Annotated in this window: 27 protein-coding genes and 1 tRNA gene; 12 read left to right on the top strand and 16 right to left on the bottom strand. The window is 59.8% G+C overall.

Features of this window, described 5'->3' with window-relative positions:
* Window positions 1-25 precede the first annotated feature (25 nt).
* Window positions 26-475, top strand: a complete 450-nt coding sequence (locus tag AC1ROI_RS09175; protein ID WP_102593460.1) for a hypothetical protein — start codon at window positions 26-28, stop codon at window positions 473-475.
* Between the two features lie 37 nt (window positions 476-512).
* Here AC1ROI_RS09175 and AC1ROI_RS09170 read toward each other — a convergent pair whose 3' ends face one another.
* From AC1ROI_RS09170 to AC1ROI_RS09145, 6 genes are all read right to left on the bottom strand, one after another.
* The gene (locus AC1ROI_RS09170; RefSeq protein ID WP_010464610.1) at window positions 513-974 is read right to left on the bottom strand and encodes a DUF4234 domain-containing protein; all 462 of its coding nucleotides are present in this window, start codon (window positions 972-974) and stop codon (window positions 513-515) included.
* A gap of 332 nt (window positions 975-1,306) precedes the next feature.
* Window positions 1,307-1,382: transfer RNA gene (locus AC1ROI_RS09165), tRNA-Phe, on the bottom strand.
* Between the two features lie 103 nt (window positions 1,383-1,485).
* Entirely contained in the window at window positions 1,486-1,758 is a 273-nt protein-coding gene (locus AC1ROI_RS09160) for an oxidative damage protection protein (RefSeq protein ID WP_010464608.1), read from the bottom strand.
* Window positions 1,755-2,822: an A/G-specific adenine glycosylase gene (gene mutY, locus AC1ROI_RS09155; RefSeq protein WP_077747586.1), complete on the bottom strand. Its 1,068-nt coding sequence runs from the start codon at window positions 2,820-2,822 to the stop codon at window positions 1,755-1,757. The genes AC1ROI_RS09160 and mutY overlap by 4 nt, the downstream gene beginning before the upstream one ends.
* Entirely contained in the window at window positions 2,819-5,050 is a 2,232-nt protein-coding gene (locus tag AC1ROI_RS09150; RefSeq protein ID WP_102593461.1) for an AsmA family protein, read from the bottom strand. The genes mutY and AC1ROI_RS09150 overlap by 4 nt, the downstream gene beginning before the upstream one ends.
* Before the next feature lie 78 nt (window positions 5,051-5,128).
* Window positions 5,129-5,533: an acetyl-CoA sensor PanZ family protein gene (locus AC1ROI_RS09145; RefSeq protein ID WP_010464602.1), complete on the bottom strand. Its 405-nt coding sequence runs from the start codon at window positions 5,531-5,533 to the stop codon at window positions 5,129-5,131.
* 224 nt (window positions 5,534-5,757) lie between these two features.
* Between AC1ROI_RS09145 and AC1ROI_RS09140 the strand changes: the two genes are divergently transcribed.
* From AC1ROI_RS09140 to AC1ROI_RS09110, 7 genes are all read left to right on the top strand, one after another.
* Window positions 5,758-7,422: an OFA family MFS transporter gene (locus tag AC1ROI_RS09140; RefSeq protein WP_010464600.1), complete on the top strand. Its 1,665-nt coding sequence runs from the start codon at window positions 5,758-5,760 to the stop codon at window positions 7,420-7,422.
* Window positions 7,423-7,686: 264 nt separating this feature from the next.
* The gene (gene hisB, locus AC1ROI_RS09135) at window positions 7,687-8,280 is read left to right on the top strand and encodes an imidazoleglycerol-phosphate dehydratase HisB (RefSeq protein ID WP_003218037.1); all 594 of its coding nucleotides are present in this window, start codon (window positions 7,687-7,689) and stop codon (window positions 8,278-8,280) included.
* On the top strand, window positions 8,280-8,918 hold the full coding sequence (hisH, locus tag AC1ROI_RS09130; protein WP_010464592.1) for an imidazole glycerol phosphate synthase subunit HisH: 639 nt from the start codon (window positions 8,280-8,282) through the stop codon (window positions 8,916-8,918). The genes hisB and hisH overlap by 1 nt, the downstream gene beginning before the upstream one ends.
* Window positions 8,919-9,176 (top strand): DUF2164 domain-containing protein, encoded by a 258-nt coding sequence (locus AC1ROI_RS09125; RefSeq protein WP_010464590.1) that lies wholly within the window; start codon window positions 8,919-8,921, stop codon window positions 9,174-9,176. It abuts the gene before it with no gap.
* A 103-nt stretch (window positions 9,177-9,279) separates the two neighbouring features.
* Window positions 9,280-10,017 carry a 1-(5-phosphoribosyl)-5-[(5-phosphoribosylamino)methylideneamino]imidazole-4-carboxamide isomerase gene (hisA, locus tag AC1ROI_RS09120; RefSeq protein ID WP_010464588.1) on the top strand — a complete coding sequence of 246 codons (738 nt, stop codon included), beginning with the start codon at window positions 9,280-9,282 and terminating at the stop codon, window positions 10,015-10,017.
* A gap of 9 nt (window positions 10,018-10,026) precedes the next feature.
* The gene (hisF, locus tag AC1ROI_RS09115) at window positions 10,027-10,797 is read left to right on the top strand and encodes an imidazole glycerol phosphate synthase subunit HisF (protein WP_007972752.1); all 771 of its coding nucleotides are present in this window, start codon (window positions 10,027-10,029) and stop codon (window positions 10,795-10,797) included.
* 78 nt (window positions 10,798-10,875) lie between these two features.
* On the top strand, window positions 10,876-11,631 hold the full coding sequence (locus tag AC1ROI_RS09110; protein ID WP_010464581.1) for a substrate-binding periplasmic protein: 756 nt from the start codon (window positions 10,876-10,878) through the stop codon (window positions 11,629-11,631).
* Between the two features lie 116 nt (window positions 11,632-11,747).
* Here AC1ROI_RS09110 and AC1ROI_RS09105 read toward each other — a convergent pair whose 3' ends face one another.
* The 4 genes from AC1ROI_RS09105 to gpmI all read right to left on the bottom strand — a co-directional run bounded on the left by AC1ROI_RS09105 (window position 11,748) and on the right by gpmI (window position 16,940).
* Complete coding sequence (locus tag AC1ROI_RS09105; RefSeq protein WP_077747589.1) at window positions 11,748-12,524, bottom strand: divergent polysaccharide deacetylase family protein; 777 nt, start codon at window positions 12,522-12,524, stop codon at window positions 11,748-11,750.
* Between the two features lies 1 nt (window position 12,525).
* A complete protein-coding gene (locus AC1ROI_RS09100) occupies window positions 12,526-13,845 on the bottom strand; it encodes a S41 family peptidase (protein ID WP_010464576.1) in 1,320 nt (439 codons plus the stop codon).
* A 31-nt stretch (window positions 13,846-13,876) separates the two neighbouring features.
* Complete coding sequence (locus tag AC1ROI_RS09095) at window positions 13,877-15,169, bottom strand: murein hydrolase activator EnvC family protein (RefSeq protein WP_010464574.1); 1,293 nt, start codon at window positions 15,167-15,169, stop codon at window positions 13,877-13,879.
* A gap of 241 nt (window positions 15,170-15,410) precedes the next feature.
* The gene (gene gpmI / locus AC1ROI_RS09090; RefSeq protein WP_102593462.1) at window positions 15,411-16,940 is read right to left on the bottom strand and encodes a 2,3-bisphosphoglycerate-independent phosphoglycerate mutase; all 1,530 of its coding nucleotides are present in this window, start codon (window positions 16,938-16,940) and stop codon (window positions 15,411-15,413) included.
* Window positions 16,941-17,093: 153 nt separating this feature from the next.
* Here gpmI and AC1ROI_RS09085 point away from each other — a divergent pair, with 153 nt between their 5' ends.
* Genes AC1ROI_RS09085 through secB form a run of 3 tightly spaced genes read left to right on the top strand, consistent with a single transcriptional unit; the run spans window position 17,094 to window position 18,290 of the window.
* Window positions 17,094-17,507, top strand: coding sequence for a rhodanese-like domain-containing protein (locus AC1ROI_RS09085; protein ID WP_010464571.1), 414 nt, complete (start codon window positions 17,094-17,096; stop codon window positions 17,505-17,507).
* 1 nt (window position 17,508) lies between these two features.
* Entirely contained in the window at window positions 17,509-17,763 is a 255-nt protein-coding gene (grxC, locus tag AC1ROI_RS09080; protein ID WP_010464569.1) for a glutaredoxin 3, read from the top strand.
* Between the two features lie 41 nt (window positions 17,764-17,804).
* Window positions 17,805-18,290: a protein-export chaperone SecB gene (gene secB, locus AC1ROI_RS09075; RefSeq protein WP_007949026.1), complete on the top strand. Its 486-nt coding sequence runs from the start codon at window positions 17,805-17,807 to the stop codon at window positions 18,288-18,290.
* Between the two features lie 122 nt (window positions 18,291-18,412).
* Here the strand turns inward: secB and AC1ROI_RS09070 are convergent, their stop codons facing one another.
* Window positions 18,413-18,868: a tRNA (cytidine(34)-2'-O)-methyltransferase gene (locus AC1ROI_RS09070; protein ID WP_007949025.1), complete on the bottom strand. Its 456-nt coding sequence runs from the start codon at window positions 18,866-18,868 to the stop codon at window positions 18,413-18,415.
* Between AC1ROI_RS09070 and AC1ROI_RS09065 the strand changes: the two genes are divergently transcribed.
* Window positions 18,867-19,307, top strand: a complete 441-nt coding sequence (locus AC1ROI_RS09065) for a hypothetical protein (protein WP_010464565.1) — start codon at window positions 18,867-18,869, stop codon at window positions 19,305-19,307. The genes AC1ROI_RS09070 and AC1ROI_RS09065 overlap by 2 nt on opposite strands.
* A gap of 540 nt (window positions 19,308-19,847) precedes the next feature.
* Here AC1ROI_RS09065 and ntrC read toward each other — a convergent pair.
* The 5 genes from ntrC to AC1ROI_RS09040 form a co-directional block, all read right to left on the bottom strand.
* Window positions 19,848-21,284, bottom strand: coding sequence for a nitrogen regulation protein NR(I) (gene ntrC / locus AC1ROI_RS09060; RefSeq protein ID WP_010464563.1), 1,437 nt, complete (start codon window positions 21,282-21,284; stop codon window positions 19,848-19,850).
* Window positions 21,281-22,366 (bottom strand): nitrogen regulation protein NR(II), encoded by a 1,086-nt coding sequence (gene glnL, locus AC1ROI_RS09055; RefSeq protein ID WP_010464561.1) that lies wholly within the window; start codon window positions 22,364-22,366, stop codon window positions 21,281-21,283. The genes ntrC and glnL overlap by 4 nt, the downstream gene beginning before the upstream one ends.
* Before the next feature lie 231 nt (window positions 22,367-22,597).
* Entirely contained in the window at window positions 22,598-23,218 is a 621-nt protein-coding gene (locus AC1ROI_RS09050; RefSeq protein ID WP_102593463.1) for a DUF4124 domain-containing protein, read from the bottom strand.
* A complete protein-coding gene (locus AC1ROI_RS09045; RefSeq protein WP_102593464.1) occupies window positions 23,215-23,724 on the bottom strand; it encodes a DUF4124 domain-containing protein in 510 nt (169 codons plus the stop codon). The genes AC1ROI_RS09050 and AC1ROI_RS09045 overlap by 4 nt, the downstream gene beginning before the upstream one ends.
* The gene (locus AC1ROI_RS09040) at window positions 23,703-23,966 is read right to left on the bottom strand and encodes a hypothetical protein (protein ID WP_146014236.1); all 264 of its coding nucleotides are present in this window, start codon (window positions 23,964-23,966) and stop codon (window positions 23,703-23,705) included. Before AC1ROI_RS09040 ends, AC1ROI_RS09045 begins: the two co-directional genes overlap by 22 nt.
* Between the last annotated feature and the right edge of the window lie 57 nt (window positions 23,967-24,023).

Raw genomic sequence — 24,023 nt, 5'->3', positions numbered from 1 at the left:
TCCGTGGAACCCGGGAGCCACCATCATGAAGTCCATCCATTCCCTCATGTTTTCCATCGCCACCATCGGTGTGCTGATGTTTCCCGCCATGTCAGGGGCCGCGAGCCTGGAGCCCATCGACAGTACAGGCGTGCAGATTCAGCGCCAGGAACAGAACGGGATTACCTATCTGTCCGGCGGTATTGGCGAGGATGAAGCGAAGGCCATTCAGCAAACGACCGGCTACAACCTGCACATGACCTTTTCCATTGGGCCGGAGGGCAAATATGTGCCGGACGTGGAATTGGTTATTCAGAGTGCTCAAGGGCAATCAGTGCTGACACTCAGTCAGGCAGGGCCTCTGGTTTACGTCCAGTTACCGGCCGGCAAGTACACCGTGGTCGCCACCCGTAATGGTGAGGAAAAGCGCGACACGACAGATGTCGGCAGCGCTGGCGTGCGTAATCTGGTGTTCAACTGGAAGGGTGATGAGTGACGGTGGCAGTCCTTCGAGACTGCCCCTCGCCAGTTGATCAGGCTTGCGTCGTCTGGCCACGCAGGATCAGTTGTTTACGCTGCTCTTCAGGCAAGTCGTTGATGCAGTAGTTCACGTAAAAAATGTTCAGGAAGAAGGTATAGAACCCGTTCATGCGCAGGTCGATTTTGTGCTCGTTGAGGGCGTATTCCGACAGTGCGTTTTTTGCCTTGAAGGCCCATACGATGTACAGCGCGTTCAATGCGATCAGCAAAATGCCGGAAAGCGAGTCGAACAACACGTCGCCCAGGTTCGACAACGCGCCGCTCCAGCCAAGGCAGACGGCGACCCAGATGACGTAGGTGTCGTCGACCACTTTGATTTTCGTGGTTTCGTTGATCTTCTGGTTGCTCTTGTACAACCACAACAGCAAGTAGATCCCGGCGGTCGCAATCGACAGCAGGACCATGTTCAAGGTTTTGGTGTTGACCTTGTCTTTCAGTTCATTGATGTCAGACATAACTGTTCCATGTTCAGGACTTTCGAGAAGGGAGCGTGCCTGGAAGGCTGGCTTCGTGTCGTCGAACAGGGGAGGGCAGTGTTTTGCGGGGAGGGGTGAAATGCACGCACTCCTTGCGCTGTCTCTATCCTGTATCGGCTGATTCGGATGCGGGGCATCGGGATCAATGTCGGCTTTATTCCATGCACGGGGAAAATAATAGCATGGTGCCATCATCGAGGCGGCGTACTAAAGCGTGATTGTTTTCCGGCAGCTGTGCTGCGGTGGATTGTCGTTATCAAATCCCAGGCATAAAAAAACCCTGAATCTTGCGATTCAGGGTTTTCGGTATTTGGTGCCCAGAGACGGAATCGAACCGCCGACACGGGGATTTTCAATCCCCTGCTCTACCGACTGAGCTATCTGGGCAACGGGGCGCATTAAACGGGTTTTTCAGGGGGTCGTCAAGCAAGTTTTCAAAAAAAATTTAACTATTACCGTCGCTTACGTTCCGACCCCCGATAAATCGGGATTATTCCGCCGGCGGAACGTAGCCGTCAGCCTTGGCGTATTCCTCGCCAGAGAAGTACTTGTCCATCTCGCCCTGAAGGTATTTGCGGTCTTCGGCGTTCATCATGTTCAGGCGTTTTTCGTTGATCAGCAGGGTCTGGTGTTTCTGCCAGTCGGCCCAGGCCTTGGCCGAGACATGGTCAAAAATGTCCTGACCTTTGGCGCCCGGGAATGGAGCGCGCTCCAGGGCGGGCAATTCTTCTTTGTACTTGCGGCACATGATGGTGCGGGTCATGACAACTCTCCTGCGTTCAATACGGCGGCCGCGCGTTCGAGCAAGGTTTTGACCGGGGCGGCAAGGCCCAGGCGCGGCGGGGTGGCGAGGTTATACCAGAGCCAGTCGGCCTCGGCCACGTGATGGCCGGCCTCCTGGACCTGAACCAGCCAGGGTTCGATGGACAACTGGAAGTGGCTGAAGGTGTGGACCAGACTCGGCAGCGCTTGTTGCGTGCCCAGTTCCAGCGAGTGCTGCGAGGCCAGATGTTGCAGGTCGTCGAGGTCATCGAGTTCCGGCAGGCTCCACAGACCGCCCCACAAGCCCGTAGAAGGCCGGCGGTAAAGCAGAATCGCGCCTTCACCGTTGGCGAGCATCGGCATCAACGTGCGCTTCTGTGGCACGGTCTTGCGCGGCTTCGGGATCGGGTAGCGGGTTTCCAGGCCAAGCATGTGCGCTTCGCAGCCCTTTTCCAGCGGGCAGAGCAGGCAACTCGGTTTGCTGCGGGTGCAGAGCGTGGCGCCCAGATCCATCATCGCCTGGGTGTAGGCGTTGACCCGATCATGCGGCGTGAAGCGCTCAGCGTTCGCCCACAGCTGTTTGGCGACCTTCGGCTCGCCCGGATATCCCTCTTGCGCGGTAAAGCGCGCCAGCACCCGTTTGACGTTGCCATCGAGGATCGGCGCCCGCAGGCCCATGCTCAGGCTGGCGATGGCGCCAGCCGTGGACAGGCCGATGCCCGGCAACTCGACAAGCTTTTCGACATCTCGCGGAAACTCGCCGCCGTACTCGGCCACAACGATCTTTGCGGTTTTCTGCAAATTGCGTGCGCGAGTGTAGTAACCCAGGCCGGTCCACAGGTGCAGCACTTCGTCTTCCGGCGCGGCGGCCAGGGCCTCGACCGTCGGCAGCGAAGCCATGAAACGGTCGAAGTAATTCAGCACGGTGCTGACCTGGGTCTGTTGCAGCATGATCTCCGAGACCCACACCCGATACGGCGTGATGCCTTGTTGCCAGGGCAAATCGTGGCGGCCGTGGCGGTCGTACCAGTCCAGCACCGCCGTTGAAAACTGCTCGGCTCTCATCGCTTGAACAGCCCCTTCAGCGCATTTTTCAGTTCGGGGCTGACCTTGTCGCCAAGCTTCTCGTCGATTTTTTCACTGATCCGCTCGCCCGCCAGTTTGCTCGCGACCTCGCCCATGCGTTCGTTATCGAGACGGCACGCCTTGGCGCCCAGTTCCAGCGGGCCACGGCAGCGCAGCGGCCACTCGATGCCGACGAACTTCTCGCCGACCTGGCAGGCCGGGTCCGGCATGTCGCTCTTATCGCCTTCGACGATCACGCCCACGCGATAATCCATGCCCAGTACTCGCAGGTCGACGTCGCCGTCACCTTTGACGGTCATGCCCGGGATGCGCACTTTCAGGTCCGGGTTGCTGGCCACGCCGTTACGGAAGGTCAGGTTACCGTTGAGCTCCTGGAACGGTGTGTCCTTGCCCCGTGGCTCGCCGCTGAGGCTTTTGCGGTTGAGTGTGGCGATGCCTTTGCACAGTTGTTGTTCAAGGTTGGCGTTGAGCAGCACGCCGTTGTTGATGACGAAACTGGCGTTGCCGTTGAGCGTCTCGATCAGCGTTTGCTGGCTGTTGCCGCTGCCGGTCAGCGCGCTGTTGAGCGTCACCAGGCCTCTGACCGGTGGGTTCTTCCCTTGGCTTTCAAGGATTTTTTCCACGGGCACTTTGGTGATGCGCGTCTGCATGTTCAGCGCCGGTACTTCCGGGCGCACGTCCAGGGTGCCCTTGGCTTCGAAGTTGCCGCCGTACAGGTCGCCGCGCAGTTCCTCCAGAGTCAGCAGGCCGCCTTGGCCAGCGGCCTTGAGCGTTGCGTTCTGAATCGGCAGTTTGTCGAGGGTCAACTGGCCGAAGGTCAGGTCGGCCTGCACGTCGAGTTTGCGCAAGCGTTCTACCGGCAACAGGCGTTCTGTACTCCACGCAGTTTTGGTCGGTGCGGCGGGCAACGGTGTGCTGCCGGCACCCGCCATGGCGTCGGCTTCGGTGCTGGCGACTTCGGCCTGACGCACTTGCGTCGCGCTACTGGCTTCGGCGGACTTGGGTGGCAGATAGCGGTCAACGTTGAAGGTGTCGGCCTTGAGGGTTGCGCGCAGCGATTGCTTGGCGAAGTCCTCGACGGCGATGCGGCCGCTGAAGCTACTGTCGTCGACTTTCAGGTTGATGTTGTCGAGCGACAGGCTCGCAGGCGTGCCCGCCAGACGGCTGACCAGCTCGACTTTGCTCAGGCTGCCTTCGGCCATGGCCGGGAGTGTCTGGCCGATGCTGTCGACGAATTTCGCCAGGTCGAACTGGGCAATCGAAATGCCGCCGCTGATTTGCGGCGTCTTGTCGAGGTCGTTGACCTTCAACTCGCCCAGTGCGCGCATTTGGTTGGCAGAGATCTTGATACCGGTCCATTCGGCGACGTTCGCGGCTTTATCCAGCAGCAACTGGCCTTGGGCAGCGAAGGTCATGGTCTTGCCTTGCAGCGGATCGCCGGCGACTTCGCCGGAGAGCTTCATGTCCTCGAATTTGTAGCGCTGCAAGGCGCGTTCGAAACGCAACTCGCCATTGAGCTCGGTGCGTACCCGCAGGACCGGCTGATTGGTGCCGAGGAACGCGGTGAGTTTGACCGGAATGTTGGTCGAGTCGTGGACCGGGCCGGTGCTCAGCTGGATGCTTTCGGCGCTGAACTGCTTGCCTGTCTTCTCGTCGTTGTATTCAACGCGGGCGTTGTTGACGGTCAGGCTGTCGATGTCCAGGCGAATCGGTTGGGCCGGTTTTTCCGCCTGGGCGGTGGTGGTCGGCGCAGGCGCAGGTTCGCCAGCAGTAGCGGCTGGCGTGGTCGGGGTGGCTGGCGCCGGGGCCTTGCCGATGTCTTCCCAGTTACCGTGGCCGTCCTTGTCGCGGTTCAGGCGCAGGTTAAGGCCTTCGACGCGCACGTCACTCATCTGCACTTCGCGGCGCAGCAGCGGCAGCACGCGCACAGACAGACCCAGCATCTGCAAGTCGGCGAACGGTTCGGTGGGTTTGGCCAGGGTCGCGACACTGGCTTCGTGCAATTCCAGGCCAAGCCACGGGAACAGGCTCCAGCCGATATCGCCATTGAGCGTCAGCTCGATGTGGGCCTTGTCGCGGGCAATCTGGCGAATCTCGTCTTTATAGTCGTTGGGATCGAAGAGGTGGGTCAGGGCAAAGCCCAGCGCCACAATGATCAGCAACAGCCCGAGAAGCACCAGACCCAGGATTTTGCCGAACGCTTTCATGGGCGAGTCCTTGTAGTTAGTCGAATTCGAAATTTAGCCGGGGAGTATAGCGCTCCGAAGCGGACGACCGGTCAGCGATCACGTCGGCAGCACATCCAGCGGCACTTTCAGCTTGGCGGCCAGTGCCTGAGCTTCGAGATGCCCGGCAGGTGCCAGCAGACGCAAGGTCACGCCCGATTGCGAGGCCATTTTCCGCGCTTCGTTCACCATTCGTTCGGCAACGCCACGGCGACGGGTAATTTTTCGCACACAGATTTGGGACAAGTGCCAAACGTCGTGGTTTCGTTGCAAGCGAGCCGCGCCGAGCAGCCGATCATTGAAGCGTCCGGCGATCAGCGAACCGTCTTCCAGGCAGCTTTCGATCAGCTGCAAACCCCCTGAAAACGGGGCGAACAGCCAGTCCGGAGCGTCGCGGTAAATTTTTTGCAGGTCTTGCTGATCCTGATAAGTGGCTTCGTGCAGCAGCTCGACAATGATCGGCATGGCGGTTCCTTCAGTGGTACGAGAACAGATGACTTACACAAAGGTGATATCACTTTGGTTTTTCTGTCACGTACAGATGGTAACCTCTGCCGGTTCGTCCGTCCTTCTGCGACGTGATGTCGCACCAAAATGGAGCTTCACCCTGAAAAAGACAGTCATGCGTGCGCATAAGGCTGGGGGTGAAGAGTGGCTGGCGAACCATACTAATAATTGGGGGATACACAATGACCACGAGTATCACGGCGGATGGCTTTACAGCCAATCAGCCCGGGTTCCTGTCCAAGGAACGCATCATCGCCAAGCCCGGTTTCAACCGTTGGCTGGTACCACCGGCCGCACTGGCCATCCACCTGTGCATCGGCATGGCTTACGGCTTCTCGGTGTTCTGGTTGCCACTGTCCAAAGCCCTGGGCGTGACCAAGCCGGTAGCCTGCGCGCCGGACATGAGCTTCATCTCGCAAGTCTTCTCGTCGCAATGTGACTGGCCGATCTCGATGCTCGGCTGGATCTACACCCTGTTCTTCATCTTCCTCGGCTGCTCGGCAGCGATCTGGGGCGGCTGGCTGGAACACGCCGGGCCTCGCAAAGCTGGCGTTGTATCGGCACTGTGCTGGTGTGGTGGTCTGCTGATTTCGGCGCTGGGGATTTATACCCACCAGATCTGGCTGATGTGGATCGGCTCCGGGGTCATTGGCGGTATCGGCCTGGGGTTGGGTTACATCTCGCCGGTGTCGACCCTGATCAAGTGGTTCCCGGACAAGCGCGGCATGGCGACCGGCATGGCGATCATGGGCTTCGGTGGTGGTGCGATGGTCGGTGCTCCGCTGGCCGCAGCCCTGATGGGCCACTTCGCTTCGGCAGACAGCGTCGGTGTGTGGCAGAGCTTCCTGGTGATGGCCGCGATCTACTTCGTGTTCATGATCGGCGGTGCACTGTCCTACCGCGTGCCGCCAACCGGCTGGAAACCTGAAGGCTGGACCGCTCCGGCGAAGAAAGCTTCGAACGCGATGATCACTCACCGTCACGTCCACGTGAATGTGGCGTGGAAAACCCCGCAATTCCGTCTGGTGTGGCTGGTGCTGTGCCTGAACGTGTCGGCGGGTATCGGCATCCTGGGCATGGCTTCGCCGCTGTTGCAGGAAGTGTTCGGCGGTAAATTGATCGGTGTTGATCTGCCGTTCGGTCAGTTGGACGCCGGGCAACTGGCTTCTATCGCGGCGATTGCGGCCGGTTTCACCGGTTTGCTGAGCCTGTTCAACATTGGTGGTCGGTTCTTCTGGGCGTCGTTCTCGGATTACCTGGGCCGTAAAAACACCTATTTCGTGTTCTTCGCCCTCGGTTTCGCTCTGTACGCGCTGATCCCGAACCTCGGTCACCTGGGTAACGTTGCGCTGTTCGTGGCGGCGTTCTGCATCATCCTGTCGATGTACGGCGGTGGTTTTGCGACCGTGCCGGCTTACCTGGCAGACCTGTTCGGTACGCAAATGGTCGGTGCGATCCACGGTCGTCTGCTGACAGCGTGGGCGGCGGCGGGCGTGTTGGGTCCGGTGTTGGTGAACTACATTCGTGAGTATCAGTTGAGCATCGGCGTTGAGCGCGCCGCGGCTTACGACATCACCTTGTACATCCTCGCGGGCCTGCTGGTGCTGGGTTTCCTGTGCAACCTGATGGTTCGCCCGGTGGCCGACAAGTACTTCATGACCGACGCCGAACTGGCTGCCGAACAGGCGCTGGGCCACGACAAGGGTGCTGACGCCAGCACTGTGCTGGAGTGGAAAGCGGCGCCGGGTACCAAGCCGTTGGCGATTGCTGCGTGGCTGGTGGTGGGGATTCCGTTGGCGTGGGGTGTCTGGGTGACCCTGCAGAAGACGGCGGTTCTGTTCCACTAAGTAAAACGCACTGCCCCTGTGGGAGCGAGCCTGTTCGTGAATGCGGTCTGACAGTCGACAGAGATGTTGAATGTGAAGGCCCTTTCGCGAGCAGGCTCGCTCCCACATTTGTTTGAGGCGCCATCAAATCCGCTTGTATGGACATGTCTATCCCCGATACTCCCGGATTCACTCCGTCAGTGATATCACCTCCCGTGTTTCTGTTTCGCGCCCGCGCCCCTATAATGGCTGCCTTTTTCGCCCAATGATTTTGCGGAGCTGGTGATGGCCGAACGTAAGGCGTCAGTCGAGCGCGACACTCTGGAAACCCAGATCAAAGCCTCGATCAACCTGGATGGCACCGGAAAGGCCCGATTTGATATCGGTGTCCCTTTTCTTGAGCACATGCTGGACCAGATCGCCCGTCACGGGCTGATCGACCTGGATATTGTCAGCAAAGGCGACCTGCATATCGACGACCACCACACGGTGGAAGACGTTGGTATCACTTTGGGTCAGGCCTTCGCCAAAGCCATCGGCGACAAAAAAGGCATCCGTCGCTACGGCCACGCCTATGTCCCGCTCGATGAAGCGCTTTCGCGTGTGGTGATCGACTTCTCCGGCCGTCCTGGCCTGCAGATGCATGTTCCCTACACCCGCGCCACCGTTGGCGGCTTCGACGTTGACCTGTTCCAGGAATTCTTCCAGGGCTTCGTCAACCATGCGCTGGTCAGCCTGCACATCGACAACCTGCGTGGCACCAACACCCACCACCAGATCGAAACCGTGTTCAAGGCATTCGGCCGCGCCCTGCGCATGGCCGTAGAGCTCGATGACCGCATGGCCGGTCAGATGCCGTCGACCAAAGGCGTTCTGTAATGCAGACGGTCGCGGTTATCGATTACGGCATGGGCAACCTGCACTCGGTGGCCAAGGCCCTCGAGCACGTCGGTGCCGGCAAGGTCCTGATCACCAGCGATGCCGATGTGATTCGCGAAGCCGACCGGGTGGTTTTCCCCGGCGTCGGCGCGATTCGCGATTGCATGGCGGAGATCCGTCGCCTGGGCTTCGACTCGCTGGTGCGTGAAGTCAGCCAGGACCGTCCGTTTCTCGGCATCTGTGTCGGCATGCAAGCCTTGCTCGACAGCAGTGAAGAGAACGACGGCGTCGATTGCATCGGTCTGTTTCCAGGCCAGGTGAAGTTCTTCGGCAAGGACCTGCACGAAGACGGCGAACACCTGAAAGTCCCGCACATGGGCTGGAACGAAGTGAAGCAGACGGTGAGTCACCCGCTGTGGCACAACATTCCGGACCTGGCGCGTTTCTACTTCGTGCACAGCTACTACATCGCCGCCGGCAATGCGCGGCAGGTGGTGGGTGGCGGTCACTACGGTGTCGATTTCGCCGCAGCGCTGGCCGATGGCTCGCGATTCGCCGTGCAGTTCCACCCGGAGAAGAGCCATACCCATGGCCTGCAATTGCTGCAGAACTTCGCCGCGTGGGATGGTCGCTGGTAAATGGCTGCCAAGAAGAAGCCGCCGATCCTGACCCTCACTCCCGAACAGGAGAACGAGGCCAATCACAAGATCAAACGCTTCATGGAAGATCGCTTCGAACTGGACCTGGGTTCGTTCGAAGCGGCTGAAATCCTTGAGCTGTTTACTCGCGAAATTGCGCCGCACTATTACAACAGGGCGATTTTCGATGTGCAGACGCACCTCAAAGAGAGGTTCGAAAGCATCGAAAGCGACTTGTGGGCGCTCGAGAAAGCATAGGAGCAGCTGCAAGCTTTAAGCTGCAAGCTGCAAGAAGTAGAAACGCGTGCGTGCTTGCAGCTTATAGCTTGCAGCTTGCAGCTCTTTGGACGAAGGAAAAAGCATGCTGATTATTCCCGCTATCGATCTTAAAGACGGTGCCTGTGTTCGTCTGCGCCAGGGCCGCATGGAAGATTCCACGGTGTTCTCCGATGACCCGGTGAGCATGGCTGCCAAGTGGGTGGAGGGCGGTTGCCGTCGTCTGCATCTGGTCGACCTGAACGGCGCCTTCGAAGGCCAACCGGTCAACGGCGAAGTGGTCACAGCCATTGCCAAGCGCTACCCGAACCTTCCGATCCAGATCGGTGGCGGTATCCGTTCCCTGGAAACCATCGAGCACTACGTCAAAGCAGGCGTGAGCTACGTGATTATCGGCACCAAAGCCGTGAAAGATCCGGCCTTTGTCGCTGAAGCGTGCCGTGCGTTCCCGGGCAAAGTGATCGTCGGTCTGGACGCCAAAGACGGTTTCGTCGCCACTGACGGTTGGGCGGAAATCAGCACCATTCAGGTGATCGACCTGGCCAAGCAGTTCGAAGCCGATGGCGTGTCCGCGATCGTTTATACCGACATCGCCAAAGACGGCATGATGCAGGGTTGCAACGTACCGTTCACCGCTGCCCTGGCCGCTGCCACGCGCATTCCGGTCATCGCTTCCGGCGGTATCCACAATCTGGGTGACATCAAGTCGCTGCTGGACGCCAAGGCGCCAGGCATCATCGGCGCCATCACCGGCCGGGCGATCTATGAAGGCACCCTCGATGTCGCTGAAGCGCAAGCTTTCTGCGATTCGTACAAAGGCTGAGGACTGACCATGGCGCTGGCCAAACGCATCATCCCTTGCCTGGACGTGGACAACGGCCGGGTGGTCAAGGGCGTCAAGTTCGAGAACATTCGTGATGCCGGCGATCCGGTGGAAATCGCCCGTCGCTACGACGAGCAGGGCGCTGACGAGATTACCTTTCTCGACATCACCGCCAGCGTCGATGGCCGCGACACCACGCTGCACACCGTCGAGCGCATGGCCAGCCAGGTGTTCATCCCGCTGACGGTGGGCGGTGGCGTGCGCACGGTGCAGGACATTCGCAACTTGCTGAATGCCGGTGCGGACAAGGTTTCGATCAACACCGCAGCGGTATTCAACCCGGAATTCGTCGGCGAAGCGGCCCAGCATTTCGGCTCGCAGTGCATCGTCGTCGCTATCGACGCCAAGAAAGTCTCCGGTCCGGGCGAAACCCCGCGCTGGGAGATCTTCACCCACGGCGGGCGCAAGCCAACCGGCCTCGACGCCGTTGAGTGGGCGAAGAAGATGGAAGGCCTGGGTGCCGGTGAAATCCTGCTGACCAGCATGGATCAGGACGGCATGAAAAACGGTTTCGACCTGGGCGTCACCCGCGCCATCAGCGATGCGCTGGGTATCCCGGTGATTGCCTCCGGCGGCGTCGGCAACCTGCAGCATCTGGCCGACGGCATCATCGAAGGTCACGCCAGCGCCGTATTGGCGGCGAGTATTTTCCACTTCGGCGAATACACGGTGCAGGAAGCCAAGGCCTACATGGCGCATCGCGGAATCGTCATGCGCTAAACAAATCCATGAAGGCCAGTGGACAGCATGGCGGGCTCAAGGCACTCTTGGGCACGCCATGGATTTCGGTAGCCCAACATGATCAAACGCCTGCTTCTTGTCCTCGCCAGCGCTTCTCTGTTGCTCATCAATGGAGCCCACGCTGAAGAAAGTCCCGACACCGACCTGGTGTTACTGACGGAAAATTTCCCGCCATACAACATGGCGAAGAACGGCAAGAACTTCGCTCAGGACGAGAACATCAATGGCATTGCCGTGGACATCGTCCGCGAGATGTTCAAACGTGCCGACGTCACCTACAGCCTGACACTGCGCTTCCCTTGGGAGCGAATCTACAAGCTCGCCCTCGAAAAACCCGGTTACGGCGTGTTCGTGATGGCGCGCTTGCCGGACCGCGAAAAGCTGTTCAAGTGGGTCGGCCCGATTGGCCCGGACGACTGGATCATGCTGGCCAAGGCTGACAGCAAGATCAGCCTGGAGACGCTGGATCAGGCGCGCAAATACAAGATCGGCGCATACAAGGGCGATGCGATTGCCGAGACGCTGGCCAAGCAAGGGTTGAAGCCCATTGTCGTGCTGCGCGATCAGGACAACGCAAAGAAGCTGGTGAGTGGTCAGATTGATTTGTGGGCCACGGGCGACCCGGCCGGGCGCTATCTGGCGCGTCAGGAGGGCGTTAACGGTCTCAAGACGGTGTTGCGGTTCAATAGCGCCGAACTCTATCTGGCGTTGAACAAAGACGTTCCAGATGACGTGGTGGCCAAGCTGCAAGCCGCGCTGGATCAGCTGCGCAAAGAAGGCGTGGTGGACGACATCATGGCGCGGTATCTCTGATCAAGTGTGGGAGCGAGCCTGCTCGCGATGAGGCAGTGTCAGTCAACATCACTGTTGGCTGATTCACCGCCATCGCGAGCAGGCTCGCTCCCACAGTGGTTTTGTGTTGTTGCGGATTAGCGGTACACGCCATCCTTTCCATGCGCAGCTGTCGCGCGATTGCTGCGCACGCTGATCATCTGCTTGATGTCGATCCACTCAATGCCCTGAGCCTTGAGCTTGGGCAGCTCCCTCTCCAGCACCGCCAGCGTCTGCGGATACGGATGCCCGATCATCACCGCCGAGCCTTGCTTGTGCGCCAAATTAATCGCCGTCTGCAACTGCGTGAAAATCGCCGCTTCGGTGCGCTCGTCATCCAGAAACACATCCCGCGAGACGCTTGCCAACCCAATCTTCTGTGCCTCGGCTGCCGCGACGGTCTGTGCGCTGGTGCGGCTGTCGACGAAGAGCTTGTGCCGGCGCTGCAAGTCCGCCATCAACCAGGCCATGGCCGGTTGCTGAGCGGTCATGCGACTGCCCATATGGTTGTTGATGCCGGCGGTGTAAGGCACGACCTTGAACGCCGCGCTCAGGCGTTTCTCAAGTTCGTCGATGGGCAAATCGGGATGCCAGGCAAACGGGCCGGTGGCCGGGTCCATGGGCATGTGCAGGATGACGATCTTGCCGGCGCGATGGGCCTCGCGGGCGAATTCGGTGGCGTGGGGCGTGTCGGGCATGATCGCCGCTGTCACCGGGCCGGGCAGGGCCAGCACGCGACGATCCCGGGGCAGGTTCTGCCCCAGGTCATCGATGATCAACGTGAGATAGGCTTTCTGCGGCGCAGCGGTAGCGGGCGTTGCGTGGGCAACGCCCGCCAGACAGCACAGCAGACCGATCAGCAGCCGCAGGCGCACCTCAGCGACCGGAGGTGATGCTCAGCCCTTTGAGCAGGCTCAGCGCCTGGGCCAGTTGGTAGTCGTCATCCTGCGGCATTGCCTTGGCCTTGCTGCTGGAACCGCTCGGTTTGTCGGCGCCGCCGTTGCCATTGCCCAAGTGACCCTGCAGATCGGCTTCCTTGAAGTATTCGCTGTCCTGCTCGTTGGTGATCTTGGCCCTGCGCACTTCGATGTCCGGGACGATGCCCTGGGCCTGGATTGAGCGGCCGTTCGGCGTGTAGTACAGCGCCGTGGTGATCTTCAGCGCGCGGTCGTTGTTCAGTGGCAGCACGGTTTGTACCGAGCCTTTGCCGAAACTGGTGGTGCCCATGACCACCGCGCGTTTCTGATCCTGCAAGGCGCCGGCGACAATTTCCGAGGCCGAGGCGCTGCCGCCGTTGATCAGCGTAACCATTGGCACGGCTTCGCTTTCGTCTTTGCCGGTGGCCGAGAAGCGCAGTTCAGAGTTGGCGATGCGGCCCTTGGTGTAAACGATCAGGCCCTTGGTGATGAAGTGGTCGACCACTTCCACTGCCGATTGCAGCACGCCGCCCGGGTTGTTGCGCAGGTCGAGAATGATGCCGTTGAGCTTCTTGCCGTTGTCCTTGCGCAATTTGGCCAGGGCTTTGGACACTTCTTCACCGGTCTTGACCTGGAACTGAGTGATGCGGATGTAGCCGTAGCCCGACTCCAGCAGCTGCGCCTTGACGCTCTTCACCTGAATGATGGCGCGGGTCAGGGTCACGTCGAACGGCGTACCGCCGTCGCGCACCAGGGTCAGGGTGATTTTCTGGCCGATCTTGCCGCGCATCTTGTCGACGGCTTCGGTCATGCTCTGGCCGCGAGTCGGCTGGCCGTTGATCTTCACGATGAAGTCGCCAGCCTGAATGCCAGCCTTGGACGCCGGGGTGTCATCGATGGGCGAAACCACTTTGATGAAACCGTCTTCAGCGCCGACTTCGATGCCCAGGCCGCCGAATTCGCCGCTGGTGCTTTCCTGCAATTCAGCGAAGTCTTCCGGGCCCAGATAGGCGGAGTGCGGATCGAGGTTGCTGAGCATGCCTTTGATGGCGTTTTCCAGCAGGGTCTTGTCGTCCACCGGTTCGACATAGGCGGCCTTGATCCGATCCATGACCTCGGCAAAGGTGCGCAACTCTTCCAGAGGCAACGGCGCCTTGGTGGTCGCAGCAGTGCCCGCAGGCGCGACCGCCGGGGCCGGTTGAGCGGCAAACGCCAGAGGCGCGCCGATCACCAGGGCGATCGTCAGGGCCAGCGAGGTAAGGCGGGACAAATGCAGCATGTCTAACGAACTCCTGAAGTAGATGGCGTACTTATCCTTGCGCACGACACCATTGCGCCGGATCACTCGGGTGACCCTGCTGACGAATAGCGAAATACAGCGCTGGTGTGTCCTGCCCGCCACTGTTACCGACAGTGGAGATGGACTCACCGGCTTTTACTACGTCACCCGCAGACTTGAGCAGCGTCTGGTTGTGACCATAAAGACTCAGAAAACCGTTGCCATGGTCGAGAATCACCAGCAGCCCGGCGCCACGCAACCAGTCGGCGAATACCACGCGACCGCCATGCACGGCGTGCACCTGGCTGCCGGCGGAGGCGCTGATCATCACGCCGTCCCACTTGGTTCGGGCGTCGTCGCCACGGGATTCACCGAAGCGTGCCAGCAGTCGACCATCAACCGGCCACGGAAGTCTTCCCCGGCTTGAAGCAAAAGGGCCGCCAAAGGTCTCGCCTGAACTGGAAACCAATGCGCCAGGGTTCGACTTGACCGGTTTGCGTGGGGCGTCAGTGGCATTCGCCTGCTCCTGAGCCTCACGTAAACGCTTTTTTTCGGCTTCCTGCTGGGCGATGAGCGCTTTTTGTCGCGCCTCTTCAGCCTCTCGTGCCTGGCGGGCCAGGGTTTCTTCGATGGTTTTAAGGACTTTAGACAGGTCTGCCTGATCCTGCTCGCGGGCGGCCAGCTTCTGGTCGCGCGCCTTCACGTCGTCGCTCAACTTGGCCAGGACTTGCTGGCGCTCCTTGCGAACCTTGTCGAGTTCGTCGCGCTGGCTGTCGAGGCTGCTCTTCTGCACCAGCAATTGTGCCTGTTGCAGGGCGATGTCTTTTTCGACGTTGGCCAGTTGGCGCAAGGTTTCGTTGAAATTCTTCAGCTGCTCCAGGCGGGCCTGGCTCAGGTAGTCGTAATAGGTGAGGGTTCGGGCGAATTTTTCCGGATTCTGCTGGTTCAGCAGGAGCTTCAAGTACTCCTGACGGCCGTTCTGATAGGCCGCACGGGCCTGAATGGCGATCAGTCGTTGCTGTTCAGTGCGCGCGCTCTGGAGTTTTTTTTTCTCAGCATCGAGTCGCTGCAGCTCGGATTCGCTTTTCTTCAGCTCTTTTTGCAGGGCTTCGACCTGCTTCTCGAGCTTGCCCATCTCGGTCTCGGTGCCTTTGAGGTCTTTTTGCACACCGGATTTTTCTTCCTGCAGCTTGCCCAGCAGTTTTTTCAGCTCGGCAATATCCTGACGCGTGGCGTCCAACTGTTGTTGGGTTTGCGCGCGCTCATCAGCGAAGGCCGGTTGGAGCAGGCAAGTCAGGGCAAGGGCTATCAGGACGCGAAGCATAGAGGCGGGCGACACCAGGGAAAGGGACGGCCTAGTATGCCCGCCAAGCGCCGCAAAAAAAACGCCCAATTGGGGTTGTGTGATAACCGGAGCAGCGTTGCCTCTGAAAACACTCCAAAACCACTGTGGGAGCGAGCCTGCTCGCGATGGCGCCCTGACATTCAACAATGATGTTGGCTGTCAGATTGCTATCGCGAGCAGGCTCGCTCCTACAGGGTTTGGCGTCGTCAGATGGATCTGGTTACACCAGAATCGACGTGCCGGTCATTTCAGATGGTTTTTCCATCCCCAGCAGCATCAGCATCGTCGGCGCGACATCCGCCAGCACGCCGCCATCACGCACCTTGAAGTTCCGCTTGCCGACATAGATGAACGGCACTGGCTCGGTGGTGTGAGCAGTGTGTGCCTGGCCAGTGGAGGCATCGGACATTTGCTCGACGTTGCCGTGGTCGGCCGTAATCAGCGCTTCACCGCCAACCTTGTCCAGCGCTTCGACGATACGGCCGACGCACAGGTCCAGGCATTCAACGGCTTTCACCGCCGCATCAAACACGCCGCTGTGGCCAACCATGTCGCCGTTGGCGTAGTTGACCACGATCACGTCGTAACGCTGGTTTTCGATGGCCTCGACGATGCGGTCGGTGACTTCCGGGGCACTCATCTCGGGCTGCAAGTCGTAGGTGGCGACTTTCGGCGACGGAATCAGGATGCGTTCTTCGCCCGGGAACGGTTCTTCGCGACCGCCGGAGAAGAAGAAGGTCACGTGGGCGTATTTCTCGGTTTCGGCGATGCGCAGCTGGGTTTTGCCGTTTTTCGCCAGGTAATCGCCCAGCACGTTGTCCAGGCTGCCGGCGGCAAAGGCCGATGGCGCAGGGATGCTGGCGGCGTATTGGGTCAGCATCACGAAACCGGCCAGTTTCGGCCGGCGCGCACGTTCGAATTCCTTGAAATCGTCTTCGACGAACACGCGGGTCAGCTCACGGGCGCGGTCGGCGCGGAAGTTCATGAAGACCACGGCGTCGCCATCTTCGACTTTCACCGGCTCGCCGATGGAGGTGGCTTTGACGAATTCGTCGCTCTCGCCACGCTCATAGGCAGCTTGCAGCCCTTCCTGTGCGGTGGCGGCGTTGAATTCGCCGTTGCCGTCGACAATCAGGTTGTAGGCCTGGGATACGCGGTCCCAACGGTTGTCACGGTCCATGGCGAAATAACGGCCGATGATGCTGGCGATCCGGCCTTTGCCCAACGCCTGGAAAGTCGCGTCGAGCAGTTCGATGGACGACTGGGCGCTTTTCGGCGGGGTGTCGCGGCCATCGAGGAAGGCGTGCAGGTAGATTTTTTCGGCGCCGCGCTTGTAAGCCAGTTCGGCCATGGCGACCAGGTGATCCTGGTGGCTGTGAACGCCGCCATCGGACAGCAGGCCCATGAAGTGCACGGCTTTGCCGGCAGCAACGGCTTTATCCACAGCGGCGCAGATGGTCGGGTTTTCGAAAAACTCGCCGTCGCGGATCGATTTGGTCACGCGAGTAAAGTCTTGATACACCACGCGACCGGCACCCAGGTTCATGTGGCCGACTTCGGAGTTGCCCATCTGGCCGTCCGGCAGACCGACGTCCATGCCGCTGCCGGAGATCAGGCCGTTTGGCACAGTGGCCCACAAGCGGTCCAGTACGGGCTTCTTCGCCGCAAACACGGCGTTGGATTCAGGGCTCTCACTGTGACCGAAGCCGTCGAGAATAATCAGGACCAAAGGTTTAGGCGTGGTAGTCATGGATTCCACTCGTGGCTGAATTAAAAGAGGGCGATGGAAAAGGGAGTGGCAGTTTAAAGCGAAGTTCCTGCGCCGTCACCGCCGGACGGGGTTTGGCCCACCATAGTGGCTGTGTATACTGGCCGACATTTTAACGCCCTGGAACCTCCTTCGATGGTTGCTAACCTGATTCAATTCGCCACTAACCACTATCTGCTCGTCGGTATCTTCGTCGTACTGCTGGCGTTGCTGATCGCTTATCAGATGCAAGGCGGCGGCCGCAGCCTGAGCACCGGTGAACTGACCGGCTTGGTCAACAAGGACGCGGGCGTTGTAATCGACATCCGTCCGGTCAAGGATTTCGCCGCCGGTCACATTGTTGGCGCGTTGAACATTCCTCACGACAAGCTGACCGCTCGCATTGCCGAACTGGAAAAGCACAAGGCCAAGACCATCATCCTGGTCGATGCCATGGGCCAGACCGCCGGCACCCATGCCCGCGAACTGATGAAATCCGGCTACACCGCCGCCAAGCTGTCCGGCGGTATTTCCAGCTGGAAAGGCGATAACCTGCCGCTGGTGAAGTGATATGAGCAACGTCGTCGTCTATTCCAGCGATTACTGCCCTTACTGTTCGCGAGCCAAATACCTGCTTGAGAACAAAGGCGTGGCCTTCGAAGAGATCAAGGTCGATGGCAAGCCGCAGGTGCGCGCCGCCATGGCCCAGAAGGCCGGACGTACGTCCGTGCCGCAGATCTGGATCGGCGAGCGCCACATTGGTGGCTGTGATGATTTGTTTGCCCTTGAGCGCGCCGGCAAGCTCGACGCCATGCTCAAGGCCTGAACGCCTTCCCTATAAGACCCCAAGATCAGAAAGGATCTGAGATGACTGACCAACAGAACACTGCAGCTAGCGAAGAAGAAACCGCACCGCAATTCTCCTTGCAGCGCATCTACGTACGTGACTTGTCGTTCGAAGCCCCGAAAAGCCCGGCGATCTTCCGCCAGCAGTGGGAGCCAAGCGTCGGTCTGGATCTGAACACCCGTCAAAAGGCCCTGGAAGGCGACTTCCACGAAGTCGTGCTGACCTTGTCCGTGACCGTGAAAAACGGTGACGAAGTGGCGTTCATCGCTGAAGTGCAACAGGCCGGGATCTTCCTGATCAAGAACCTGGACGACGCTTCGATGAGCCACACCCTCGGCGCGTTCTGCCCGAACATCCTGTTCCCGTATGCTCGCGAGACCCTGGACAGCCTGGTGACCCGCGGTTCGTTCCCGGCCCTGATGCTGGCGCCGGTGAACTTCGACGCGCTGTACGCACAAGAACTGCAACGCATGCAGGCGGCTGGCGAGACTCCGACCGTTCAGTAAGCGGTTCAGCAACACCCATGTGGGAGCGAGCCTGCTCGCGAAAGCGGTGTTTCAGTCGGTATTGATGTCGACTGACACGCCCTCTTCGCGAGCAGGCTCGCTCCCACATTTGTTATGGGGGGTTACTTGAAACCGAGTTGACGCCAGCCTTCGTAGACGGCGACCGCCACGGTGTTCGACAGGTTCAGGCTGCGGCAGCCTTCGCGCATCGGCAAGCGCAGGCGTTGTTCGCCGGGCAGGGCATCGAGCACTTCCGCCGGCAAGCCACGGCTTTCGGGGCCGAACAGGAACGCGTCGCCCTCGGCGAAGCTGGCATCGTGGAACGGGCGCGAGCCCTTGGTGGTGAACGCGAACAGCCGTGGATGACCAAGACTTTCCAGGCAACTGGCGAGGTCCGCGTGGCGTTGCAGGGTGGCATACTCGTGGTAGTCGAGGCCGGCCCGGCGCAGGCGTTTGTCGTCCATCTCGAAGCCCAGCGGTTCGATCAAATGCAGGTGGCAGCCACTGTTGGCGCACAGCCTGATAACGTTGCCGGTATTCGGCGGAATTTCTGGTTGAAAGAGGATGACGTGAAACATGCACGGCTCCGAAGGTAAAGATGAGCGGCATTCTACGCCGCCCATCGATCCACGTTCGAAACTATTACCGCGGGTGATGGGTTCGCTGGCGATTGTCGGACTGATGGTGGGGCTGATGATCGGTCGCCTGACCACGCCTGACCCCAGCGAATTGCAACAGATCGAGGTGACGGACGATGGGCTGGTGGTGTGGTTCAACAACGAACCCAAATCCCATGGCGAATTCGTGGACGGCAGCCTCGCGCTGCTGTTCGAGGCGCAAGGCAAGGCGCAGAAAGGTCAGCTCAAGCTCAACGATAAGGTCGTGAACTGGCGGACGCGCTTGAGTGATGGGGGGTTGTTGCTGACGGTAGTAGCGGCCCGGCCACTGCTGGGCGAGTGGACCGGTAGCGAGGTCGATGACCGCTGGCGGCTGGAGATCCATCTCCGGGAGCAATAAAAGAGGGAATCCCCGGCCTGCCTGTACCAAGGTTCCCAAAACGGCAGGGCTCGCGCATGGCGTCGAGCCCGGTGTAAAGAAGGAACCCCTGACCTGCCTGTATCAAGGGCCCCAAAACTGGGGGGCTCGTCGCGAGTGCGGTATGAGCCCGATGTAAAGAGGGGAATCCCCGGCCTGCCTGTACCAAGGTCCCCGAAACCGGGTAGTGAACTGAATCACTGAATGGACTATTGCAGGGGGCGTGCCAGGTTTTAACAAGTTGAAACAGAAAGCTGCGCTGGAATGCCGAAAGCCCCGTATTACGGGGCTTTCGTGTTTTTTCGATAGGGGTTCAATTTCGAAAACCGGCGGGGTTCTGGATTTGTTTTTGTGCGCGATTGCGGTTCACGGTGCATTCAGTCGGTGCACGTTGGCCCCAAAAGCTTCGCGGGCAAGCCTCGCTCCTACAGGGTTTGCGCTATTTCAAGATTAGCGCGTGACCTGTAGGAGCGAGGCTTGCCCGCGAATGGATGTAACTGTCAGCGAAGAGCTAGAGGCTGCTTAGCCTTCTTCCCCCTCATCATCATCCCCGCCATCAACCTTCATCCCCAATTCCTTGATCTTGCGCGTCAGGGTATTACGTCCCCAGCCCAGCAAGACCGCCGCATCGCGACGTCGCCCGGCGGTGTGTTTCAGGGCGGTCTCGATCATGATCCGCTCGAACGCCGGTACCGCGCTGTCGAGCAAACTCGATTGACCGCGAGCCAACGCCTGATCAGCCCATTGACGCAGCGCTTGCTCCCAATTGGTCACAGGCGCCGAATCCTGCGGCAGGCTCAGCAGTTCCGGCGGCAGGTCGCTGATGTGCACTTCGCGACCCGAAGCCATCACCGTGATCCAGCGGCAGGTGTTCTCCAGCTGACGCACGTTGCCGCCCCACGGCAGGTTCTTCAGGTATTCCTCGGTTTCGCTTTTCAGCAGCTTCGGTTCTACCGCCAGTTCTTGCGCAGCGCGGCTGAGGAAGTGCTTGGCCAGGGTCGGGATGTCTTCGCGACGGTCCGACAGCCGTGGAATGTGGATGCGGATCACGTTGAGGCGGTGAAACAAGTCCTCACGAAATTTCCCGGCGTGCACCAGGGTTTCCAGGTTCTGGTGCGTCGCCGCGATGATGCGCACATCGACCTTTACCGGCGTATGACCGCCGACGCGATAGAACTCGCCGTCGGCCAGTACGCGTAGCAAACGGGTCTGGGTGTCGGCCGGCATGTCGCCGATTTCATCGAGGAACAGCGTGCCGCCGTCCGCCTGCTCAAAGCGCCCGCGACGCAAGTTGGCTGCGCCGGTGAACGCGCCTTTCTCATGGCCGAACAACTCGGATTCCATCAGGTCTTTCGGGATCGCTGCCATGTTCAACGCGATGAACGGCGACGCAGCCCGTGGACTATGGCGGTGCAGGGCGTGGGCTACCAATTCTTTACCGGTACCGGATTCACCGTTGATCAGCACGGTGATGTTGGAGTGGCTCAAGCGCCCGATGGCGCGAAACACTTCCTGCATCGCCGGCGCTTCGCCGATGATTTCCGGGGTGCGGGTCAAGGCGACCGGGACTTCCAGGCCTTGCTGTTCCTGGGCGTGCTGGTTGGCGCGTTTGACCAACGACACCGCTTCGTCGACGTCGAACGGTTTTGGCAGGTACTCAAACGCGCCGCCCTGATAAGACGCGACAGCGCTGTCCAGATCGGAGTGCGCAGTCATGATGATCACTGGCAACCGTGGGTGTTGCTCGCGAATCCGCGCCAGCAGGTCCAGGCCACTGGCACCCGGCATGCGGATGTCGGAGATGATCACGTCCGGCTGCTGGCGCGCCAGGCGGCTCATCACGCCATCGGCGCTGTCGAAGCTTTGCGTGGTCATGCCTTCCTGCTGCAAGGCTTTTTCCAGGACCCAACGAATAGAACGGTCGTCATCGACGATCCACACGGTTTCACTACGGCTCATGTCGATGTGGCTCCTTGTTCCAGGGGCAGAAAGATCGAGAAAGTGGTATGGCCTGGGTGGCTGTCACATTCGATCAGGCCCTGGTGCTGGCTGATGATGTTCTGGGTAATGGCCAGGCCCAGCCCGGTACCGTCCGGGCGGCCGCTGACCATGGGAAAGAAGATGGTTTCTTGCAGGTCCGCGGGAATGCCGGGACCGTTGTCGATGATTTCGATCTTGGTCACCAGGCGATGGCGTACGTGGCCAATGGTGAACTGGCGCATGGCGCGGGTGCGCAGGCTGATGCGGCCCAGGCGCAGCTCGTTCTGGCTGCTGATGGCCTGCATCGCGTTGCGCACGATGTTCAACACGGCCTGGATCATTTGTTCTCGGTCGATCAAGACGTCGGGAATGCTTGGGTCGTAGTCGCGCACCAAAGTGATGCAGCCCTGACTTTCGGCCTCGACCAGATGACAAACGCGTTCCAGAACTTCGTGGACGTTGCACATGGCCAATGACGGCAGCTTATTGGAGCCGAGCATGCGATCGACCAGATTGCGCAGGCGGTCGGCTTCTTCAATGATCACGTTGGTGTAGTCGCGCAGGCTCTCTTCCGGCAGTTCACGGGCGAGCAATTGCGCCGCGCCGCGAATCCCGCCCAGCGGGTTCTTTATTTCGTGAGCGAGACCGCGCACCAGCATTTTGCTGGTTTCCTGTTTCGACAGTTGCGCCTCTTCCTTGGTGATCCGCAACAAACGGTCACGGGGGTGGACTTCCAGCAGCAGCATCGTGGCGCCGTTGGCCAGGATCGGCGTTACCGCGTAGTCGACGGTCAGCGTCTGGCCGGTGAGGGCGGTGAGCATCGCTTCGCGCTTGGTAAACGGGTGCGCCTGCTCGACCGCCTGGCGCAAGGAATTCAGCGCTTCAGTGGATTCGGTGAACAACTCGCTGATGAACTGCCCATGGCTACGCTGACCGCTGATGGCCAGGAGCATCTCCGCCGCCGGGTTCATGTACTCGAGGCGCAATTCGGCATCGAGCAAAATGGTAGCGGTGGTCAGATTGTCGAGAAGCAGACGATGGAGTGCGTCACTGATGGTCATTTAGGACCTCTTTTGGAGCAGGGCATGCGCGCGAATAACGCGCCGATATGAGGAAAATGCAAAAACCAAACCAAGGCTCCGAAAAGAAGCGTTTAAAGCCTGAAACGGGCGTTTGACGCTCGTTTGCGTGGCGTTCTGCCAGCTTTTGCGGGTACTTTCGAACCAAAATGGGTTGAGATGTGGGTACGGTGCACCCTATTGCACCAATATAGTGCGCAAAGCTGAACGGCGTTAGAAGAAACGCAGGAAGGGATTTTTTTCTTCTTCGGGTTTGTCTTTGAGCGGACATTCCGGCCGTTGGCCATAGTCGGTGAGGGCGCAAGGTTTGACTTTGCGCTTCTGTGCGAGGGAGATGCGCAGCATCTGGAAGGGTTGATTGGCCGTGCGTTCGACGGTGCGACCCTGTTCGTCGAGGATTTCCACGGACAGGTTGTGGCGGCCGCGGTCGATGTTGCTCAGGGCAAACACCGGACTGGCGCCGGGCTCGGCGGTGGGTTGGCCGTCGAGCAGCAATCGGTAGCGGTGCCCTCGTTGCAGGCCTGGTTCATTGGTGACACTGACGATCAGCTCACCGGCATTGCTACGGACCGTAGCGTCCGGTTCCGGGACAAGCACGCGGAGCATGTCGTAGTGGAACAAGGGTTTGTCTTCGGTTTTTTGCGTAGCGGTCACCGGCGCGGCCCCGCTGGGGTTGGCAGACATGCGATTGCTCGTCGCCAGCGGCACACGCTTGGCGTTGCCTGAGCCTGGCTGGTCGGTGTAGACCCGGTTGCCCTGGGCGTCGACGTAGGTGAACACTTCGGCCGTGACCGGCAGTGCGATCAGGCAGGCGATCAGCAGCCACATCCTCATCGCTTGTGCACCCGTTGCACGGTAAATGTCTGCGTCAGGCTTTGCTGGATGATGTTCTCGCCATCGATCACCTGCACCGCCAGGCTGTGTTCGCCACGATCGATATTCACCAGTTGCAGGATCGGCACGTTGCTCGATTGCCCATAGGGTTGGCCATCAAGCAACAACCTGAACAGATGCGGCGCTTGCAGGCGCGGTTTGATCAGGACGCTGACTGTGAACGTGCCGTTGTTGGCGCGCAGGGCTTCGTCGGTGGGCAAACCGGTCAACTCCAGCACCTCATAGGCGCTGCGCGGCGGCTCGCGGTTGCTGGCTTCGCCAGCGGGTGCGGAAGGTGCCTGAGGCGCAACGCTGTTGAGCGGTGGCAACTCGACCGGCTGCGTCTTGACGCCATCGGGTGGCTGATTGCTGTAGGCGGTGTTGCCGGAGGCGTCAGTGTACTTATAGATCTGCGCTGCGGCGGGCAGGGCGATCAGCAGCCACATCAGAAGAAAACCACGACCCATAAAATCGACCAGAAACAAAAGCGTTGGGGTGCAGCATAGGTCAGGGGTGGCGGTTGACCCAATTCAAAAACATCCGGGCATGATTTACAGGGATCTCCCAACGCAACAAAACCCTGTGGGAGTGAGCCTGCTCGCGATAACGGTGGATCAGCCAACATCAATATTGAATGAAAAAATGCCATCGCCGGGAAGCCGGTCTCACTCCCACAGGGTTTTTTCAGCGCTTGTTGAATCGCGGGCATAAAAAAGACCTCCCGAAGGAGGCCTCTTTCTTGTCACGCCGCTTGCGCAGGCGCTAC

The organism is Pseudomonas sp. GW823-FHT02C02 (genome assembly GCF_058797635.1).
Note: the sequence above shows the minus strand (reverse complement) of the source record. Positions and strands in the feature narration are given on the sequence as shown.

Coding starts and splice junctions, on each gene's coding strand:
- AC1ROI_RS09175 (WP_102593460.1), top strand. CDS start 26: ATGAAGTCCATCCATTCCCTCATGTTTTCCATCGCCACCATCGGTGTG.
- AC1ROI_RS09170 (WP_010464610.1), bottom strand. CDS start 974: ATGTCTGACATCAATGAACTGAAAGACAAGGTCAACACCAAAACCTTG.
- AC1ROI_RS09160 (WP_010464608.1), bottom strand. CDS start 1,758: ATGACCCGCACCATCATGTGCCGCAAGTACAAAGAAGAATTGCCCGCC.
- mutY (WP_077747586.1), bottom strand. CDS start 2,822: ATGAGAGCCGAGCAGTTTTCAACGGCGGTGCTGGACTGGTACGACCGC.
- AC1ROI_RS09150 (WP_102593461.1), bottom strand. CDS start 5,050: ATGAAAGCGTTCGGCAAAATCCTGGGTCTGGTGCTTCTCGGGCTGTTG.
- AC1ROI_RS09145 (WP_010464602.1), bottom strand. CDS start 5,533: ATGCCGATCATTGTCGAGCTGCTGCACGAAGCCACTTATCAGGATCAG.
- AC1ROI_RS09140 (WP_010464600.1), top strand. CDS start 5,758: ATGACCACGAGTATCACGGCGGATGGCTTTACAGCCAATCAGCCCGGG.
- hisB (WP_003218037.1), top strand. CDS start 7,687: ATGGCCGAACGTAAGGCGTCAGTCGAGCGCGACACTCTGGAAACCCAG.
- hisH (WP_010464592.1), top strand. CDS start 8,280: ATGCAGACGGTCGCGGTTATCGATTACGGCATGGGCAACCTGCACTCG.
- AC1ROI_RS09125 (WP_010464590.1), top strand. CDS start 8,919: ATGGCTGCCAAGAAGAAGCCGCCGATCCTGACCCTCACTCCCGAACAG.
- hisA (WP_010464588.1), top strand. CDS start 9,280: ATGCTGATTATTCCCGCTATCGATCTTAAAGACGGTGCCTGTGTTCGT.
- hisF (WP_007972752.1), top strand. CDS start 10,027: ATGGCGCTGGCCAAACGCATCATCCCTTGCCTGGACGTGGACAACGGC.
- AC1ROI_RS09110 (WP_010464581.1), top strand. CDS start 10,876: ATGATCAAACGCCTGCTTCTTGTCCTCGCCAGCGCTTCTCTGTTGCTC.
- AC1ROI_RS09100 (WP_010464576.1), bottom strand. CDS start 13,845: ATGCTGCATTTGTCCCGCCTTACCTCGCTGGCCCTGACGATCGCCCTG.
- AC1ROI_RS09095 (WP_010464574.1), bottom strand. CDS start 15,169: ATGCTTCGCGTCCTGATAGCCCTTGCCCTGACTTGCCTGCTCCAACCG.
- gpmI (WP_102593462.1), bottom strand. CDS start 16,940: ATGACTACCACGCCTAAACCTTTGGTCCTGATTATTCTCGACGGCTTC.
- AC1ROI_RS09085 (WP_010464571.1), top strand. CDS start 17,094: ATGGTTGCTAACCTGATTCAATTCGCCACTAACCACTATCTGCTCGTC.
- grxC (WP_010464569.1), top strand. CDS start 17,509: ATGAGCAACGTCGTCGTCTATTCCAGCGATTACTGCCCTTACTGTTCG.
- secB (WP_007949026.1), top strand. CDS start 17,805: ATGACTGACCAACAGAACACTGCAGCTAGCGAAGAAGAAACCGCACCG.
- AC1ROI_RS09065 (WP_010464565.1), top strand. CDS start 18,867: ATGCACGGCTCCGAAGGTAAAGATGAGCGGCATTCTACGCCGCCCATC.
- AC1ROI_RS09070 (WP_007949025.1), bottom strand. CDS start 18,868: ATGTTTCACGTCATCCTCTTTCAACCAGAAATTCCGCCGAATACCGGC.
- ntrC (WP_010464563.1), bottom strand. CDS start 21,284: ATGAGCCGTAGTGAAACCGTGTGGATCGTCGATGACGACCGTTCTATT.
- glnL (WP_010464561.1), bottom strand. CDS start 22,366: ATGACCATCAGTGACGCACTCCATCGTCTGCTTCTCGACAATCTGACC.
- AC1ROI_RS09050 (WP_102593463.1), bottom strand. CDS start 23,218: ATGAGGATGTGGCTGCTGATCGCCTGCCTGATCGCACTGCCGGTCACG.
- AC1ROI_RS09045 (WP_102593464.1), bottom strand. CDS start 23,724: ATGGGTCGTGGTTTTCTTCTGATGTGGCTGCTGATCGCCCTGCCCGCC.
- AC1ROI_RS09040 (WP_146014236.1), bottom strand. CDS start 23,966: ATGCCCGCGATTCAACAAGCGCTGAAAAAACCCTGTGGGAGTGAGACC.